Below are 15,636 nucleotides of genomic sequence, written 5' to 3'. Positions count from 1 at the left end.
GTTATACACCTTGTGTACACCGTCCGCGGAGAGAACCATCGCGTCACCCCTTCCGCTCGGCGTGGTACTCGGTGCGCTCGACGTCGACGGCCGTGCCGAGTTCAGTCCAATAGGCGTCGAGCGCCTCAGCCCGAGGGTCATTCGACTCGTCGACCATCCTCGCCGTCTCGAGATAGGTGTCGACGTGGTGGCTGCGCAGCATGACATCCTGCAACCCGGGGGTCGGGTCCCCCACGCGCGTGGCGATGAAGCTGTCGGGCGAACCGGTTCCGCTCGGCCACCCGCCACCGGCGAAGCCGACGACCATGTCATCGGTGTGGCCGAGCTGGACGAGAGTCTGATCCTCTTCGAGCGTGGGGGCGCCCGGGCTCCCCGCCGTCATCACCAGCTTGACGTCGAACTCGCTCTCCATCGCGAGGCGACCGGCGATGAGCCCGGATTGCGAGTGGGCCATGAGGTCGACATGATCGCCCGGCCCCGCACCCGCCGCCTCCAACGCCTCGACGGTCGCCTGATACGACGCCGAGGTCGCACCGGTGTACAGCTCGGCGTTCGACTTCATGTCCCACGGTTCCGATCCGCCCGCCTCCCAGGGGAGGAAGTTCTGCGTGCCCTTGAGATACGCGAAATAGCGGACCCCGCCGCCGGGCATCGTGTACTTCTCGACCGCGACCTGCGCCCCGGGCGCTGTCGGCATCCGCTTCAATGCTCCTTCGGCACTCGCCAGCGGACTGGAGGGATGCGACGTCTTCACGGGCGTGACCTTCACCGGATCGGCCGTTCCCGTCATCGGCTTGCCGGGCAGCATCAGCCCGTGCCTCGACGCCACGCCGACCAATGCGCCGAGTGTGAAGAAGGGAGCCAGCAGGCCGCCGACGTCCCACTGGCTTCCCAGGCCCTCGAAGCGCTCGGCCTCCCATTCGGCGAAGAGATCGTCAGCGATGGGCCCGAGGCGCTCATCGGCCGCGAGGAGCCGATCCACGCGCGCGTGCAGAGCCGCTGCCGCCGCTGCGTCGGTGAGCTCCAGCGCGTCGGCTCGCGCGCGCAGCTCGACCACGTGGAACACATCGGCCGTGAGCAGCGTCGCCGCCCCCGCCTTCTCGGCGTCGACCCGCAGCTCGTCGGCTCGCTGTCCGTTGACGCGCAGACCATCCAGGTAGACATACCCGCCGAGCGTCGGCAGACCGCTGATGATCTCGTGCGCCCGCTCGATCGAGTCACGTGCGTCCGCATACATCGACGCCAGCGCCATCACACGCTGCCCGACATCCCGCAGCTGATCGGAGTCGACCGCGATGACCCCGCCGTGATCGATCTCCAGGTCGCCGCTCATGCGACTTCCACCGTTTCCAACTCGCTCTGGCGCAGTCGCAGACCGCCGATCTCCACCCTCGTGCGGTCGGTGAAAAGGAGGAGGATGCCGTGCAGCGATCGCACCGCCTCGGACTGCCAGTCGGAGTCGTCGATGAGCGGGACCAGCGCGGCCCCCGCCCTCTCGAGCGCCCCGATGGCCGCCTCGATCAGTCGGGCGGCGGCGAAACACGCCAGCAGTTCGTCGGTCGACACGGTGTCCACGTTCGCGAAGGAGTACATGGCTCCAGCATCCGTCGTCCGCACGCCCCCACCGGCGCCGATTCCCGCGACCCGTGGACAGCGGACGGCATCCCCGCCCTGTGGAGAGGAACCGGGATACGCGTTCGCGCTGTGCAGGACACCCGCGGGCGGGCACAATGGATGAGTGACGTCCCCGGTTCCCTTCCGCGTGATCTTCGTCTGCACGGGGAACATCTGCCGCTCGCCGATGGCCGAGGTCGTCTTCCGTGATCTCGCCGATCGGCACGGGTTGGGGTCCCGCATCGTGTCACGCAGCGCCGGCACCGGCGACTGGCATCTCGGCGAGCGCGCCGACCACCGCACGATCGACTCCCTGGCGCGACGCGGGTACGACGGATCCCAGCACCGGGCCCGGCAGTTCACCGAGGCCTCCTTCGCCGACAACGACCTGGTCGTCGCGCTCGATCGCACCCACGAACGGATCCTGCGCGAGTGGGCCCGCGACGAGGATGAAGAGGGGAAGGTCACGCTCCTGCTCGCGTTCGACCCGAACGCATCGACGCACGACGTGCCCGATCCCTACTACGCCGGGGCGGAGATGTTCGATTCCGTGCTCGGTATGATTGAGGCGGCGACTCAGGGCCTGTTCCGTCAGCTCCAACCCGCTCTTCGTCTCCCCCGCTCGCCCCGAATCTCCGGGGCCTCATCAGGAGGACTCCCCTGACTTTCCAGCCTTCGCTCCCGCCGCAGCCCTTGAGCCCGCTTGACGGTCGCTACCGCGGCGCCGTCACCGGACTCGCCGACTTCCTCTCCGAGGCGGGCCTCAACCGCGCACGTGTCGAGGTCGAGGTGGAGTGGCTGATCGCCCTCACCGACCGGTCGCTGTTCGAGACAACGCCGCTGCCGGATGCCGACAAAGAGCGCCTCCGCGCCCTCTACCGCGACTTCGGTCAGGACGAGATCGACTGGCTCGCCGAGAAGGAAGCCGTCACGCAGCACGACGTCAAGGCGATCGAATACCTCGTGCGCGACCGGCTCTCGGCCCTCGGGCTGGACTCCATCGCCGAGCTCACGCACTTCGCCTGCACGAGCGAGGACATCAACTCGGCCTCCTACGCCCTCACCGTGAAGCGCGCCGTCGAGCAGGTCTGGCTGCCGGCGCTCGACACGGTGATCGCGAAGCTCCGCGAACTCGCCGTCGAGCACGCGGACGCCGCGATGCTCTCCCGCACGCACGGCCAGCCTGCGACGCCGTCGACCATGGGCAAGGAGATCGCGGTCTTCGCGTGGCGTCTCGAGCGCGTGCGCGGTCAGATCGCAGCATCCGAGTATCTGGCGAAGTTCTCGGGCGCGACCGGCACCTGGTCGGCCCACCTCGCCGCCGATCCGGATGCCGACTGGCCGACCATCGCCCGCGAGTACATCGAGGGCCTCGGGCTCGGCTTCAACGTGCTCACCACGCAGATCGAGTCGCACGACTGGCAGGTCGAGCTCTACGACCGCGTGCGTCACGCCGGCGGCATCCTGCACAACCTCGCCACCGACATCTGGACCTACATCTCGCTCGGCTACTTCGCGCAGATCCCGGTCGCAGGGGCCACCGGCTCGTCGACGATGCCGCACAAGATCAACCCGATCCGCTTCGAGAACGCCGAGGCGAACCTCGAGATCGCCGGGGCGCTGTTCGCCTCGCTCGGGCAGACACTGGTCACGAGCCGCCTGCAGCGCGACCTCACCGACTCGACCACGCAGCGCAACATCGGCGTGGCCTTCGGGCACTCGCAGCTCGCCCTCGACAACCTGCGCCGCGGCCTCAACGCGATCTCGCTGTCTCGCGACGTGCTGCTCGCCGACCTCGACGTGAACTGGGAAGTCCTCGCGGAAGCGATCCAGACGGTCATCCGCGCCGAGGTCGTGGCCGGGCGTTCGACCATCAGCGACCCCTACGCGCTGCTCAAGGAGCTCACCCGCGGACACCGCGTCGGCGGGGCCGACCTTGCCGCGTTCGTCGAGGGTCTCGAGATCGGCGATGCCGCGAAGGAGCGCCTCCTCGCCCTGACGCCCGCGACGTACACCGGCATCGCGGAGCAGCTCGCGCGCTGAACCCGGTCCGGGCGGCGCCGGTCGCGCCGGTCGTGCGTGCACAATTCAGCAAGATTGCCCTCGTCGGGAACCGGGGTCCGCGTCGTTCCGCGACGCCGCGCACCTTCCGGCCGAATTCTTGCTGAGTTGTGCACGGCGCCGGCGGCTCGAACCGCCAGCCGTCGACCGATTCTTGCTGAGTCATGCAGGGCGAGGGCGACTCGAACCGCTACTCGTCGACCTCGCCCGACCGCTCCGGCACCGAGTCCTTCGGCATGAACGCCGCCGCGAGCAGAGTCAGCACCGCAGTCACCGCCACCGCGACGAAGACCCAGACGGATGCCGCGATGATGGTGTCCGGATCGTCGGGGCCGCGCCCCTGCGCGATCACCGAGTTCGAGATCGCCCCGAACACGGCGACGCCGACCGCACTGCCGGCCGACCGCGCGAACGCGTTCATCCCCGTGACCGCGCCGCGCTCGCCCCAGCCGACCGAGGCCTGCGCGGCGATCAGAGTGGGAGCGGCACTCCACCCGAGGCCGAAGCCGAACAGGAAGGCCACCGCGGCGACGGTGAACGGGTTCGGCCACGGCGAGACCGCCGCGAGCGCGATGGCCGCCACCGTGGCGATGCTCATCCCGATCAGCGTGGTGCGGCGGAAGCCGATCCGCAGATACAGGCGGCCGGCGTTCGCTGCGGAGAGCGGCCAGCCGAGGGTCAATGCCGCCACGGCGAGGCCGGACAGCAGCGGCGCGATGCCGATCGAGCCCTCGAGGTAGGCGGGCGCGAAGCTGGTGACGCCGATCATCAGCGCGCCGACCCCGAGCGAGACGAGGGTCGTCGTGAGGATCAGCGGCCGGGCGGCAAGCCGCAGGTCGACGATCGGCTCCGGGGCGCGGCGCTCGACGAGCACGAACCCCGCCAGCGCCAGGATGCCGACGCCGAAGCAGAGGACGCTCTGCACCGAGACCCAGGCCCAGGCATTACCGCCCTCCAGCATCCCGAGGATGATTCCGGTGAGTCCGATGGTGAGCAGCACAGCGCCGGCGTAGTCGATCCGGTGCCGTTGGGTCTGCTTCTTCTCGTGGTAGTTGCGCAGCAGCATCCATCCGGCGATCAGGCAGAGCGGGATGTTGACCCAGAAAATCCACCGCCAGGCGTCGAGCTGCGAGAAGATACCGCCGAGGGCGGGGCCGACCACCGACGAGACCGCCCAGACGCTCGCGACGTATCCCTGCACCTTGGCGCGCTCGGCGACCGTGTAGATGTCGCCGATGATCGTCATCGACATCGGCGCGACCGCACCGGCGCCGAGGCCCTGGATGACGCGGAACACGATCAGCGCCGGCATGCTCCAGGCGAACCCGCAGAGCACGGAGCCGAGGAGGAACAGGGCGATGCCGAGGATGATGATCGGCTTGCGACCGATGGTGTCGGCGAACCGCGAGTATATCGGCACGCTCACGGCCTGCGCCAGCAGATAGACCGAGAACAGCCACGGGAACTGCTGGTAACTGCCGAGATCCCGCACGATGCTCGGGACCGCGGTGGCGAGGATCGTGGCGTCGACCGCGATCAGCCCCGTGGCGAGCATCAGGGCACCGAGCACCGGACCGCGCTCCGACCGCAGTCCGATGGAGGCGCGGTCGACGGAGGCAGTCATTCTTGGCACAAGCCCGTCGTGGCCTGGACTATTCCGGATCGGCCTTCCGGCCGCGATGCCGGATGCCGGATCACGACGAGGCGACCGGACCCGGCTTCTCCGAACCGGCGTCGTCGTCGGACTCCGGGTCGTACAGCACGGGGCGGTCGATCGTCTTCGTGACGTCGGCCGGGTCGACGGCGAGCATCAGCATCGCGAGGATCAGCAGCGTCGCGATGAAGGCGCCGCCGCCGACGACGAGGCCGAGCGCGACCGGCGTGAGGCCGTCGTACGAACCGTTCGCGATCGCGATGTTGACGCGCGACGTGAACGCTCCGGTCGTGACCAGGGTGACGATCATCGCGAAGATCCCGCAGCCCAGCGCGATGCCGAGCAGGTGCAGCGGTCGCAGGATGTCCCGACGGGTCGGCTTCTCGTCGTTCATCGCTCTCCTCCGCGCTCCGCCGAGGCTGCGCTGTGATCTGAACCGGATGCCGCGGCGGCGCCCGCCGCCTCATCGCCGTCGGCTCCGCCGACGGTTCCGGTCGTGCCGCCGACGGCATCCGCGCGCTGCGGAGTGAGTCCCGCGATGCCGAGGAAGACGGCGACGATCGCCGCGTAGCCGCCGAGCATGCCGACGCCGAGGATGATGCCGGAGAGCAGGAACGTGCCGGCCTTGTCGATCGTGTACTCCTGGACGAACCCGGCGGGGATCAGCAGGAGCACGACGCCGAGCAGAATGCCGAAGGCACCCACCGTGATCGCGTCGCGGGAGAGCTGATCACCCGTGCGGCGCGAGCGGATGCCGGAGAGCAGCTCGACGCCGCCGCTGAGGATCGCCCAGGACGAGACGACGACGAAGAACACGTCGTCGTTGCGCCAGATAGGGATGCCGCTCACCATGCCGGCGACGATGCCGATCGCGGCCAGGAGCACGGACGACCAGCGAGAACCCGCCGGGAGCACCAGCCAGGCGGCCAGCACCTGCACGAGAGCCGTGACCAGCACGAAGCCGCTGAAGACCGAGAGGCCGACGGGAGCGGAGTGGTCGGAGGAGAAGGTGATCATCAGCGCCGCGACGGCGGCGAACAGCGCGCGCAGCAGCTGAACGTGTCGCATGGTGAATGCGCGAGCAGGGGCAGACATGACGATCCAGAGTCCTCCGGGGGTGTTGCCTCCAGTCTACGCGGGGGCAAGGAGCCGTCGCGTCGGGAGGTGCCGAAGGTGTTCGTGAAGCCCGGTGGATCTCCCCAGATCGATCACCGGGCTTCACGACGTACACAGCGAGGGGGGCTCCACTGTGTGAACTGGTCGTCCGCAAGGTCGGGCACCCTGCCCTTCGACGACACAGCTGGAAGACCTCACTCGCCCACCCGGTCCCCTGAGGTGCGCGTGTGCGGCCGTATGCTCACTCTAAGGATGTTTGCTTCACATACCGGAGGAGGCGTGTGATGACTTTCGAATATGACGAGAACGGGGCCGTCGCCGACGCCTTCGCGGCTGCGCTGCGCGACGCGATCAACGCGAAGAAGGTGACGCTGTCGTGGTTGCAGCAGCGTCTGAAGCGGCGCGGCAACCGCGTCTCGATGGCCACGCTCAGCTATTGGCGCTCAGGGGCGCGGCGCCCCGAAGGCGCCCAGTCGCTCGCCGCACTCTCCGACATCGAAGAGCTCCTCGGGCTCGAGGACGGGCACCTCACCAAGCGCCTGCGGTCCACGAAGCGCACGGGGCCGCTCGGGCCGAGCCAGTTCCCGATCGACGAGGAGGGTGTCGAACAGGCCGTCAAGGAGGCGTTCGCCGCCCTCGACACGGCCTACCCGGACCCGACGCGCGAGGTGACCACGCACTCCGTGACCGACGTCGACGCCGAGGGCAATCTGTCGTACAGCGTGACCAGGAGCGTGATCCAGGCGACCAGCGGAACCGTGCGGGCGACGCCGTTCCTCGAACTCACCCCCGGGGTGCGCACCACGTCGCCGATCTTCTCCGCGGTGTCGGGCGGACGGATCACCGGGAAGTACTCGCATTCCAGCGGTGAGGTGCACGGCGTGCTGTTCGAGCTGGACGCACCGCTGACCGCGCCGGACACGACGATCGTCGAGTGGTCGGTGGCCTACCCGCCCGGGTATCCGCCGACGCATGAGACCGGGCATGCGGTGTCCCGCCAGTGCCGCGAGCTGCTGGTGTGGACGAGATTCCACCCCGACGCCCTCCCGGACTGGTGCGAGGAGCGAGTGGAGACCCCAGCGGGCGTCACCATCACGCCCGTGTCGGTCAACCGCAGCGGATCGGTGCACCAGCTCTACCGGGCGTTCGGTCCCGGGGTGGTCGAGCTGCGATGGGGATACGGCCCGCGGGACGAAGCCGGCCAGCCCGACTGATCGCGGAGTCAGCGTAGCCGGCGGCGCGGGTCAGCCCGGCTGATCGCCGACGGCGACCGGGCGCCCCGGGGTGTTCGACCACTGGCTCCACGATCCGGGGAACACCTTCGCGTCGATGCCGATCTCGGCGAGTACCAGAGCTGTGTGCGCGGCGGTGATCCCGGAACCGCAGTAGGCGGCGACGGGAGTCCCGGCCGTCACGCCCGCCTCGGCGAACGTGCGCTGCAGGGTCTCGACATCGAGGATCGTGCCGTCGACGGCGAGGTGCGCCGCCATCGGCACGTTGAGCGCGCCGGGGATGTGCCCCGCCACCGGGTCGAGCGGTTCGGTCTCGCCGCGGTAGCGCTCGGGAGCACGCACGTCGAGGAGGATGCCGGATGCCGGGAACGCGGCGGCCTCGTCGATGCTGAGCACCTGCGCGCCGATGTCCTCGAGCACGACGTCGCCGGGCTCGGGCACGACGTCGTCGGTGGCGAGATCCTTCCCGGCCGCCGACCAGGCGCGCACGCCGCCGTCGAGCACGCGGGCGTCGACGCCGGCCTGGCGCAGCAGCCACCACGCGCGGGAGGCGCCGAGGCCCTTGGCGTCGTCGTAGGCCACGACGATGTCCCCCCGGTTCACGCCCCAACGACGGGCGGCCGCCTGCAGCGTCTCGGTGGAGGGGAGCGGATGCCGCCCCTCCGACGGCTCGCCGTGCGTCGCGAGCTCGGTATGGAGCGGCACGAACACGGCTCCGGGGATGTGCCCGGCGAGGTACTCGCCATGGCCGTCGGGACGGTCGAGGCGCCACCGCACATCGATCACGCGCACCGGGGCCCCGCCGTCCGCACCACCGCGGGTCAGCAGCTCATCCAGTTCGTCGACGCTCACGAAGTTGCTCATCCTGAGAGGCTACCCAGTCGCCGATCGCGAACGCTTCCGGGGCGACACATTCGTCATCTGCGGAGCGCCGGTCGTGCGCGGCGGCGGGGAATAGCATCCGTGGTCGTGCGTTGCACCACACATGATTGAAACTTCAACGGTCGTTCCGGTCGCCTCCGAGCGCACCCGGGTGCGGGTGCCGATGCGGTTCCCGGACGGTTTCGCCACCACCGCCGACGTGGTCACCTTCGACGGCCTTGTCGACGGCCGCGAGCACCTGCTGCTCGGCCTCGGCGACTGGCGCGCGGCGATGGAGCGAGCGGATGCCGGTGGCGTCGCACCCCTGGTGCGCCCGCACAGCGAGTGCCTGACCGGCGACGTCTTCGGCTCGGAGCGCTGCGACTGCGGTCCTCAGCTGCGCGAAGCCGTCGAGCGCATCTCCGACGAGGGCGGTTTCCTGCTGTACCTGCGTCAGGAGGGGCGCGGCATCGGCCTGTACGCGAAGCTCGACGCCTACGCGCTGCAGGATGCCGGACTCGACACCTATGAAGCGAACGTCGCCCTCGGCCACGGCGAGGACGAGCGCGACTACACCGTCGCGGCGCAGATGCTGCGTACCCTCGGGGTCGACGGCATCCGTCTGCTCAGCAACAACCCCGACAAGGCGCTGCAGCTCGAGGCCCTCGGCATCCGCGTCACCGACCGCATCCCCACGGGCGTGCACCTGTCGGACGCGAACTCGCGGTACCTGCGCGCGAAGCGCGATCACACCTCCCACACACTCGACCTGTCCGCCGCGTGATGAGCGACCGACGGCTCGACGACTCCGAGATGGAGACGTGGCTGCCGACGATCCGCTTCGTGCAGCTGCTGCCCCAGGTGCTCGATCGCGCGCTCAAGAAGGAGACCGGCCTGAACCACGCCCACTACGCGATCCTCGTGACGCTGGCGGGCACCGTCGGCGGCGACAGCGGGGGCACGGTGTCGATGACCGAGCTCGCCCGCATCGCCGGGTTGAGCCGGTCGCGCCTGAGCCACGCGCTGGACTCGCTCGAGGAACGCGGCTGGGTGGCGCGCACGTCGTGCAGCAGCGACAAGCGCACGCTCTCGGCCACGCTCACTCCGGCCGGCCGTGAGCTGCTGCGATCTGCCGCGCCGGTCCACGTCGCGCAGATCAGGGAGCTCGTGCTCGACCCGCTCAGCGAGGAGGAGCGGATGCAGCTCCGCGGCATCCTGTCGAAGCTGCTCCCCGGGGTGACGGCGGCACTGTAGCGGTCGGCCGTGGTCCGCGGATGCGGGCCGAGCGTCAGAGACGGCCGCGCGTGACCGCCGCCGTGCAGCTGTTCGCGTCGACGTCGCCGAGATCGACATCGACCGACCACTCGGCGGAGTCACCGGCCTCGAGGCCCTCGATCGCATCCCAGCCCGCGGTGATCACCGAGCCGTCGGCGTCGAGCCAGCTCACCCGCACGAGATAGTCGGCGGCGGAGTCGGCGCTGTTCCGCACACTGCCGCGAGCAGTCAGAGGCCCGTTCCCCGGAGGACAGGCATCGATGGTGAGCTCCGCGAGCGCGCTCGTCCCACCCGTCACGGCGGGAGCGGGGCCCTGCGCGGGAGCGCATCCGCCGAGCACCATCACCGCCAGCAGCGCGGCGCCGAGGGCGACCGCTCCGCGGCGCCCCCGCTGTCCGCGGCGTCGGAACCGGCCGAGTGGGCCGGTCCCGACGCCGTCTCCTGGGATTCGGCAGGCGGCGACGGCGTTCAGGCCGACCGCCGCCGGATCAGGAGCACGACTCCCGCGAGCAGCAGGAGGAGACCGCCACCCAGCGGGAGCCATGGCACGGAGCCACCGGTCGTCGGCAGTGCGCCTCCCGGCGGGGTCGTCGGCGAGCCGTCCGTCGGCGGGTTCGTCGGCGGGGCCGCGCCATCCACCACGGTCACCGTCACGGTGGCGGTGACCCGCGTGCCGTTCTCGTCGGCGACCGAGTAGGTGATCGGTGTGGTTGTCCCGGCGAAGCCGGGCTCGGGCGTGAACACGATCGTGCCGTCCACGACCGTCCAGATCCCCTCGCCGGGAACGGTGAGCTCGGTGATCAGGTCACCGTCGGCGTCGACGATCCGCAGGGAATCGCGGTCGAGCGGGGCACCCCCGGTGCCGGGCGAGTCATCACCGAGCACGTCGATCGTCACCGGGACTCCCGGCGGAGTCGTCGAGGAGTTGTCCCGCGCGATCGGATCGACGCCGGCGACCGTGATGGTCAGCGTCGACTCGGCCGAGTTCCCGAGCGAATCCGTCACCGCGTAGCCGACCGGGGTGGCCGTGCCGCGGAACGTCGGGAGGGGGGTGAAGGTCACGCGGCCGTCGGCGCCGATGAAGTACGCACCCTCGCCCGGGACGCTGAGCGACTTGCCGCCTGCCCCCACGGTCGCGCCGTCGGGAGCCCCCGCGACCGTGAACACCACGGAGGTCGGATCCAGCTCGCCTTCCTCCCCGTCGGCGAGCTGACCCGGCCGGTCGTTGACCAGCAGGTCGACGGTCACCGGCACGTCCTGCGGCGTGCTCTCGGCGTCGGGAGCCGCATCCGGCCCCGGGCGCACGGTCACGCGGAGTGCCGCGGTCGCCGCCGAGCCGTTCTCGTCGCGGATCGTGTAGCGCACCGGGGTGGTCGCACCACTGAATCCGTCAGCGGGGGTGAACGTGACCGTTCCGTCGGCGCGCAGGGAGTACACGCCCTCGCCCTCGACATCGAGGGTCTTCCCGCCGTCGCGGATCTCGGCGGTCAGCCCGTCGGGGATGCCGGTCTCCTGGAACACCGCTGACGCGACGTCGAGCGGCACCTCGGGATCACCCTCTTCGTCGTTGCCCACGAACTCGAAGGTCACCGCGGTGGCGTACGGCGTCACCGCCGAATCATCCGCCGCCGTCGGCGCGACGGCGGTCACGTCGATCGTGATGGTCGAGGTGACGGTGTTGCCGACCTCGTCCGTGCCGGAGTACGACACCACGCTCGCGACTCCGCTGAAGGCGGGGAGCGGCGTGAAGGTGACCGTTCCGTCGGCCGCAGCCGTGTACGTGCCCTCATCCGGCACCACGAGGCGCGTGCCGCCGTCGAGCACCTGCGCGCCCGCGGGCTGCCCGGTCGCCGGGAAGCGCAGGGTGGTGGGGTCCCACTCGCCGGCCGAACCGTCAGCGGTGCGCGACGGCTCGTCGTTGCCGAGCGGCGACACCGTGACCGGCACGCCCTGCAGCGTCGAGTCCGAGTCGGGGGTCGCCGAGGGACCAGGGCGCACCGTGACCTCGACGCGCGCATCGTCGGTGGTGCCGTTCGTGTCCCTGATGCGGTACACCACCGGGGTCGTGGTCCCGCTGAAGCCGTCGGCAGGCGTGAACTCGACCGCACCCGCGGCATCGAGCACGAAGGTGCCCTGGCCGTCGATGGTGAGCGTCTTGCCGTCGGCCGAGACCGTGACGCCCGCCGGCTGTCCCGCGGCCGGGAAGATCGTGTCGGCCGGAACCAGAGGCGCCGAGGCGTCGCCCGCGCTGTCGTCCTCGAGCAGCTCGATCGTGACGGGCACACCGAACGACGTGCTCGCACTGTCGTCTGCGGCCACGGGTGTGACGGCGGTGACCGTCACGGTGATGGTCGTGGAGACCGAGGCGCCCAGCGAGTCGTCCGCGGTGTAGACGACGCTCGTGCCGGTGCCGGTGAACGCCGGCTCAGGCGTGAACGTGACCGTGCCGTCGGCGGGGTCGACCGTGTACACGCCCTCCCCGGGCACGGTGAGGGTGCGGCCGCTGTTCGAGACGACCGCGCCGGCCGGCTGGCCACCCGTCGGGAACCCGGCGCTGGCGGGGTCGAGCACGCCGGTGTCGCATCCTGCCGGGACATCGGTCTCGCCGGCATCGCACGGGTTGCCGAGATCGCTGGCGAAGTCGTTGGTGAGGATGTCGAGCTCGACAGGGGTGTTCTGCCGGGTGGATGCCGAATCGGGAGTGGCGATCGCGCCGCTTCCGACGACGACCCGGATCTCCGCGGTGGTCGTGCTGCCGTTCTCATCCGCGACGCGGTACGGGACGGGGGTGGTCTCGCCCTCGAAGGACGGCAGGGGATCGAAGGTCACCGATCCGTCGTCGCCGACGGTCCAGGTGCCTTCGCCGGGGACGACGAGGGTCTTGCCGCCCGCGGTCGCGTCCGGAGAGGGGAAGACGACCGAGCCGGGCACGAGCGGGGCCGACGGGGCGCCCGGGTCGTCGTTCTCGAGGATATCGATGGTCACGGCGACCCCGCCGGGGGTCTTCGCCGCGTCACCGGTCGCCGTCGGCGTGATCGGGATGACCGAGACGCCGACCGTCGTGGAGGCGTCGTTCCCGAACGAGTCGGTCACCGTGTAGGTGACCGGCGTCGCGGGGCCGGTGAACCCGGGCTCGGGGTCGAACGTGACGTTCTCGGTCGCGGGATCGAACGTGTAGACACCCTGACCGGGCACGGTGAGCCCGCGCCCGCCGTCGCTCACGGCACTGCCGGCCGGGAGTCCCGGCGTCACGGAGAACCGCAGCGTGTCGGGGTCGAACGCGCCGGGGCCTCCGTCGGCCGTGGTACCGGGCACGTCGTTGCCGAGGACCGGGATCTCCACGTCGACGTTCTGCGGGGTCGACGCGACGTCGGCCTCGGCGACGGGGCCCGGGCGCACGGTGACCGAGACGTTCGCGGTGCTCTGCTGGCCGTTCTCGTCGGTGATGCGGTACGGGGTCGTCGCCGTGCCGGAGAAGCCGTCGGCCGGCGTGAACTCGACCTCGCCCCCGGACGTGACGCGCCACGTGCCCTGCGGGGTGACGAGGGTCTTGCCGCCGTCGGTCGCACCCGTGCCGGTGAACACGGTCGAGGTCGACACGATCGCGCCGCCGGGGCCCGCCAGGTCGTTGTCGACGACATCGACGGTCACCGGGGTGCCGGCGGGAGTGTTCGCGGAGTCGTTCACCGCCGTGGGGGTCACCGCGGTGACCGACACGGTGATGGTCGAAGATGCCGGGTTGCCGTGGTTGTCGGTGAAGCCGTAGGCGACCGGGGTGGTCGTCGGGCCATCGAAGGTCGGGACCGGCGCGAAGGTGACGACGCCGGTGGCCGAGTCGATCGTGTAGACGCCCTCGCCGGGAACCTCGAGGCGCCGCCGGTCGGCGCTGACCGTCGCTCCGGCCGGCCGTCCCGTCGTCGGGAAGAGGACGGGTGCCGGCGGGATCGTCCCCGGCGTGCCGTCGGCGTTCTGCCCGGGCACGTCATTGCCGAGGGTGGGGATCTGGATGCTGGTCCCCTGCGTGGTCGTCGCGGTGTCGGCGGCGGCGGAGGGGCCGGGGCGCACCGTGGCGGTCGCGGTCGTGGTCGACGTCTGCCGGTTGTCGTCGACGATCCGGTACTCGGTGACGGCGTCGCCGCTGAATCCCGGTGCCGGGGTGAACGTGATGCGCCCGTCGGTGCCGACGGTCCAGACACCGTCCGGGGTGACGAGGCGCTTGCCTCCGTCGGTCGCGTCCGGAGACGTGAACACGGTCTGCTCGGGAAGGATCGTGCCGGTGCCCGGCTCGTCGTTCGTCGCACCGGGAACCGTGATCGGGGAGCCGAAGGGGCCCGGCGCAGCATCCGGAACAGCCACGGGCGGCGGCAGCTCGTTGACGAAGGCGCAGACGATGTTGGCGCCGTCCGTGCCGGCCGGGGCCGTGAACGATGCGGTGTTGCCGGTGCCGCTCGCGACGACCGTGCCGTCCGCGTCGGTGCAGGACCAGGTGGTCCGGTAGTCGTTCAGGTCAGTGGTGCCGACCGGCGTCTGGCGGACCGTGTACGTCTCGCCCGGCAGGATCAGGCCGGGCTCGCTGGGAACCCCGCTGCCGTCGCCACCGGAGGTGCTCACCGGGAAGTCGGGGGTGGAACCGTGCGGACCGTACGAACCGCCGTCGACGGTGACCTGCACCTGGTCGGAGTCCTGGGCGCGGGGGCCGTCGAATCCGGTGACCACCGTGGCGGATGACGGGTTGGCGCAGGAACCGAGGTCGGTCGACGTCACACCCGTGAGCGTGAACGACGTGCCGGTGGGCGCACCCGTGATCGGGTTCGTCTTCTGCAGCACGGTGCTGCCGCCGAGGTACAGGAAGCCGTCGGAGCCGAAGGCGATGCCGTTGGTGGGAACAGTGGTCGAGCCGCGGGAGATCTCGCGGGACGTCAGCGTCGTCCCCGTGCCGGAGGTCGGGATCGCTCCGTCGACCACATAGAGCGCCGCCTCGGTCGCGCCGCCGGCGACGAAGTAGAGCCGTCCGGTCTTGTCGAAGGCCATGTCGCCGTTGGCGCCCGGCGGATTCACCGCTGCGAACGAGGCGACCGGCCCTGCCGGTGCAGCATCCGTCGCAGGGTCATAGACGTAGATGTTGACCGTGGCGCCGGCGAAGCCGCCGTAGTAGTACAGACCGGTGAGCGGATTGACGGCACCCATCGTGCCGCCGCCGACGCCGGTGGTCTTCGGAGCGAAGGTGACCGTGCCCTCGGCACTCGCCGCAGGCGCGTACTCGATGACGCTGGTGCTGGTGCCGGTGATCGCGAGAGCGCCATCCGCCCCGATGCCGAGCTGGTTGGTCGCGGCGCCTGCCCCGGCCGGCGTCGCGAAGACGGGCGCGGGGGCCACGGTGCCGGTGGTGAGGTCGAGCTGCCCGACGTTACCGGCGGTGGCATTCGAGAAGTACACCGTGTTCAGGCACGCGAGCGGCGCCGCGGCCGCCGCCGGGGAGGGTGCACCGACAGCCGTCAGCCCGGTGGCGAGCAGCACGGCGGCGGCGACCACTGCGACCGGGCGGGACGCCTTCCCTCGCCGGATGCTGCGCGACGGCAGAACCTGCGGGCCCGTCGAATCCTCGGTGTTCGCAGGCACGATGCCCGCGTTTCGGATGAACCCTCTGAACCCGTTGATCACCAGTCGACTCCGCACTCTTCGTTGTCGGGCGAAGGGATGGGGAGTGAAATCCACCCCAGATCGCTTCACTCCCCGCCCTACCCCCCACGTCCCCACTCAGGGCCATGTGCCGGACGTCAGCAGGAAAGCCGTGACGCCAGCGCGCAGAAACCTATCAACCGG

General features: G+C 70.5%; 13 protein-coding genes. 5 read left to right on the top strand and 8 right to left on the bottom strand.

The window, feature by feature from the left end:
- Window positions 1-43 precede the first annotated feature (43 nt).
- On the bottom strand, window positions 44-1,333 hold the full coding sequence (locus QFZ21_RS13690) for a hypothetical protein (RefSeq protein ID WP_307378742.1): 1,290 nt from the start codon (window positions 1,331-1,333) through the stop codon (window positions 44-46).
- Window positions 1,330-1,593 carry a hypothetical protein gene (locus QFZ21_RS13685; RefSeq protein ID WP_307378741.1) on the bottom strand — a complete coding sequence of 88 codons (264 nt, stop codon included), beginning with the start codon at window positions 1,591-1,593 and terminating at the stop codon, window positions 1,330-1,332. The genes QFZ21_RS13690 and QFZ21_RS13685 overlap by 4 nt, the downstream gene beginning before the upstream one ends.
- A 145-nt stretch (window positions 1,594-1,738) precedes the next feature.
- Here QFZ21_RS13685 and QFZ21_RS13680 point away from each other — a divergent pair, with 145 nt between their 5' ends.
- Together QFZ21_RS13680 and purB are read left to right on the top strand one after the other, a co-directional pair.
- Complete coding sequence (locus tag QFZ21_RS13680) at window positions 1,739-2,278, top strand: low molecular weight protein-tyrosine-phosphatase (RefSeq protein ID WP_307378740.1); 540 nt, start codon at window positions 1,739-1,741, stop codon at window positions 2,276-2,278.
- A gap of 29 nt (window positions 2,279-2,307) precedes the next feature.
- Window positions 2,308-3,657 carry an adenylosuccinate lyase gene (gene purB / locus QFZ21_RS13675; RefSeq protein WP_307378739.1) on the top strand — a complete coding sequence of 450 codons (1,350 nt, stop codon included), beginning with the start codon at window positions 2,308-2,310 and terminating at the stop codon, window positions 3,655-3,657.
- 208 nt (window positions 3,658-3,865) lie between these two features.
- Here the strand turns inward: purB and QFZ21_RS13670 are convergent, their stop codons facing one another.
- The 3 genes from QFZ21_RS13670 to QFZ21_RS13660 all read right to left on the bottom strand — a co-directional run bounded on the left by QFZ21_RS13670 (window position 3,866) and on the right by QFZ21_RS13660 (window position 6,424).
- Entirely contained in the window at window positions 3,866-5,299 is a 1,434-nt protein-coding gene (locus tag QFZ21_RS13670; protein ID WP_307378738.1) for an MFS transporter, read from the bottom strand.
- A gap of 70 nt (window positions 5,300-5,369) precedes the next feature.
- Entirely contained in the window at window positions 5,370-5,723 is a 354-nt protein-coding gene (locus QFZ21_RS13665; protein ID WP_307378737.1) for a hypothetical protein, read from the bottom strand.
- On the bottom strand, window positions 5,720-6,424 hold the full coding sequence (locus QFZ21_RS13660; RefSeq protein ID WP_307378735.1) for an acyl-CoA synthetase: 705 nt from the start codon (window positions 6,422-6,424) through the stop codon (window positions 5,720-5,722). The genes QFZ21_RS13665 and QFZ21_RS13660 overlap by 4 nt, the downstream gene beginning before the upstream one ends.
- A gap of 305 nt (window positions 6,425-6,729) precedes the next feature.
- Here QFZ21_RS13660 and QFZ21_RS13655 point away from each other — a divergent pair, with 305 nt between their 5' ends.
- Window positions 6,730-7,659, top strand: coding sequence for a hypothetical protein (locus QFZ21_RS13655; RefSeq protein WP_307378734.1), 930 nt, complete (start codon window positions 6,730-6,732; stop codon window positions 7,657-7,659).
- Window positions 7,660-7,689: 30 nt separating this feature from the next.
- Here QFZ21_RS13655 and QFZ21_RS13650 read toward each other — a convergent pair whose 3' ends face one another.
- Window positions 7,690-8,541 carry a sulfurtransferase gene (locus QFZ21_RS13650; protein ID WP_307378733.1) on the bottom strand — a complete coding sequence of 284 codons (852 nt, stop codon included), beginning with the start codon at window positions 8,539-8,541 and terminating at the stop codon, window positions 7,690-7,692.
- 121 nt (window positions 8,542-8,662) lie between these two features.
- Between QFZ21_RS13650 and ribA the strand changes: the two genes are divergently transcribed.
- Window positions 8,663-9,322, top strand: a complete 660-nt coding sequence (gene ribA, locus QFZ21_RS13645; RefSeq protein ID WP_307378731.1) for a GTP cyclohydrolase II — start codon at window positions 8,663-8,665, stop codon at window positions 9,320-9,322.
- The gene (locus QFZ21_RS13640) at window positions 9,322-9,792 is read left to right on the top strand and encodes a MarR family winged helix-turn-helix transcriptional regulator (RefSeq protein WP_307378730.1); all 471 of its coding nucleotides are present in this window, start codon (window positions 9,322-9,324) and stop codon (window positions 9,790-9,792) included. Before ribA ends, QFZ21_RS13640 begins: the two co-directional genes overlap by 1 nt.
- Before the next feature lie 34 nt (window positions 9,793-9,826).
- On the opposite strand, the gene QFZ21_RS13635 is transcribed toward QFZ21_RS13640, so the two are convergent.
- Both QFZ21_RS13635 and QFZ21_RS13630 read right to left on the bottom strand, forming a co-directional pair.
- Window positions 9,827-10,357: an FxLYD domain-containing protein gene (locus QFZ21_RS13635; RefSeq protein WP_307378729.1), complete on the bottom strand. Its 531-nt coding sequence runs from the start codon at window positions 10,355-10,357 to the stop codon at window positions 9,827-9,829.
- The gene (locus QFZ21_RS13630) at window positions 10,282-15,432 is read right to left on the bottom strand and encodes an Ig-like domain-containing protein (RefSeq protein ID WP_307378728.1); all 5,151 of its coding nucleotides are present in this window, start codon (window positions 15,430-15,432) and stop codon (window positions 10,282-10,284) included. Before QFZ21_RS13630 ends, QFZ21_RS13635 begins: the two co-directional genes overlap by 76 nt.
- Window positions 15,433-15,636 lie beyond the last annotated feature (204 nt).

The sequence above is a fragment of the Microbacterium sp. W4I20 genome, from assembly GCF_030816505.1.
GTDB lineage: Bacteria > Actinomycetota > Actinomycetes > Actinomycetales > Microbacteriaceae > Microbacterium.
Note: the sequence above shows the minus strand (reverse complement) of the source record. Positions and strands in the feature narration are given on the sequence as shown.

Excerpts from the sequence above, each read along its gene's own strand:
- QFZ21_RS13690 (WP_307378742.1), bottom strand. The coding sequence starts at position 1,333 with ATGAGCGGCGACCTGGAGATCGATCACGGCGGGGTCATCGCGGTCGAC.
- QFZ21_RS13685 (WP_307378741.1), bottom strand. The coding sequence starts at position 1,593 with ATGTACTCCTTCGCGAACGTGGACACCGTGTCGACCGACGAACTGCTG.
- QFZ21_RS13670 (WP_307378738.1), bottom strand. The coding sequence starts at position 5,299 with ATGACTGCCTCCGTCGACCGCGCCTCCATCGGACTGCGGTCGGAGCGC.
- QFZ21_RS13665 (WP_307378737.1), bottom strand. The coding sequence starts at position 5,723 with ATGAACGACGAGAAGCCGACCCGTCGGGACATCCTGCGACCGCTGCAC.
- QFZ21_RS13660 (WP_307378735.1), bottom strand. The coding sequence starts at position 6,424 with ATGTCTGCCCCTGCTCGCGCATTCACCATGCGACACGTTCAGCTGCTG.
- QFZ21_RS13655 (WP_307378734.1), top strand. The coding sequence starts at position 6,730 with ATGACTTTCGAATATGACGAGAACGGGGCCGTCGCCGACGCCTTCGCG.
- QFZ21_RS13650 (WP_307378733.1), bottom strand. The coding sequence starts at position 8,541 with ATGAGCAACTTCGTGAGCGTCGACGAACTGGATGAGCTGCTGACCCGC.
- ribA (WP_307378731.1), top strand. The coding sequence starts at position 8,663 with ATGATTGAAACTTCAACGGTCGTTCCGGTCGCCTCCGAGCGCACCCGG.
- QFZ21_RS13640 (WP_307378730.1), top strand. The coding sequence starts at position 9,322 with ATGAGCGACCGACGGCTCGACGACTCCGAGATGGAGACGTGGCTGCCG.
- QFZ21_RS13635 (WP_307378729.1), bottom strand. The coding sequence starts at position 10,357 with ATGGCTCCCGCTGGGTGGCGGTCTCCTCCTGCTGCTCGCGGGAGTCGT.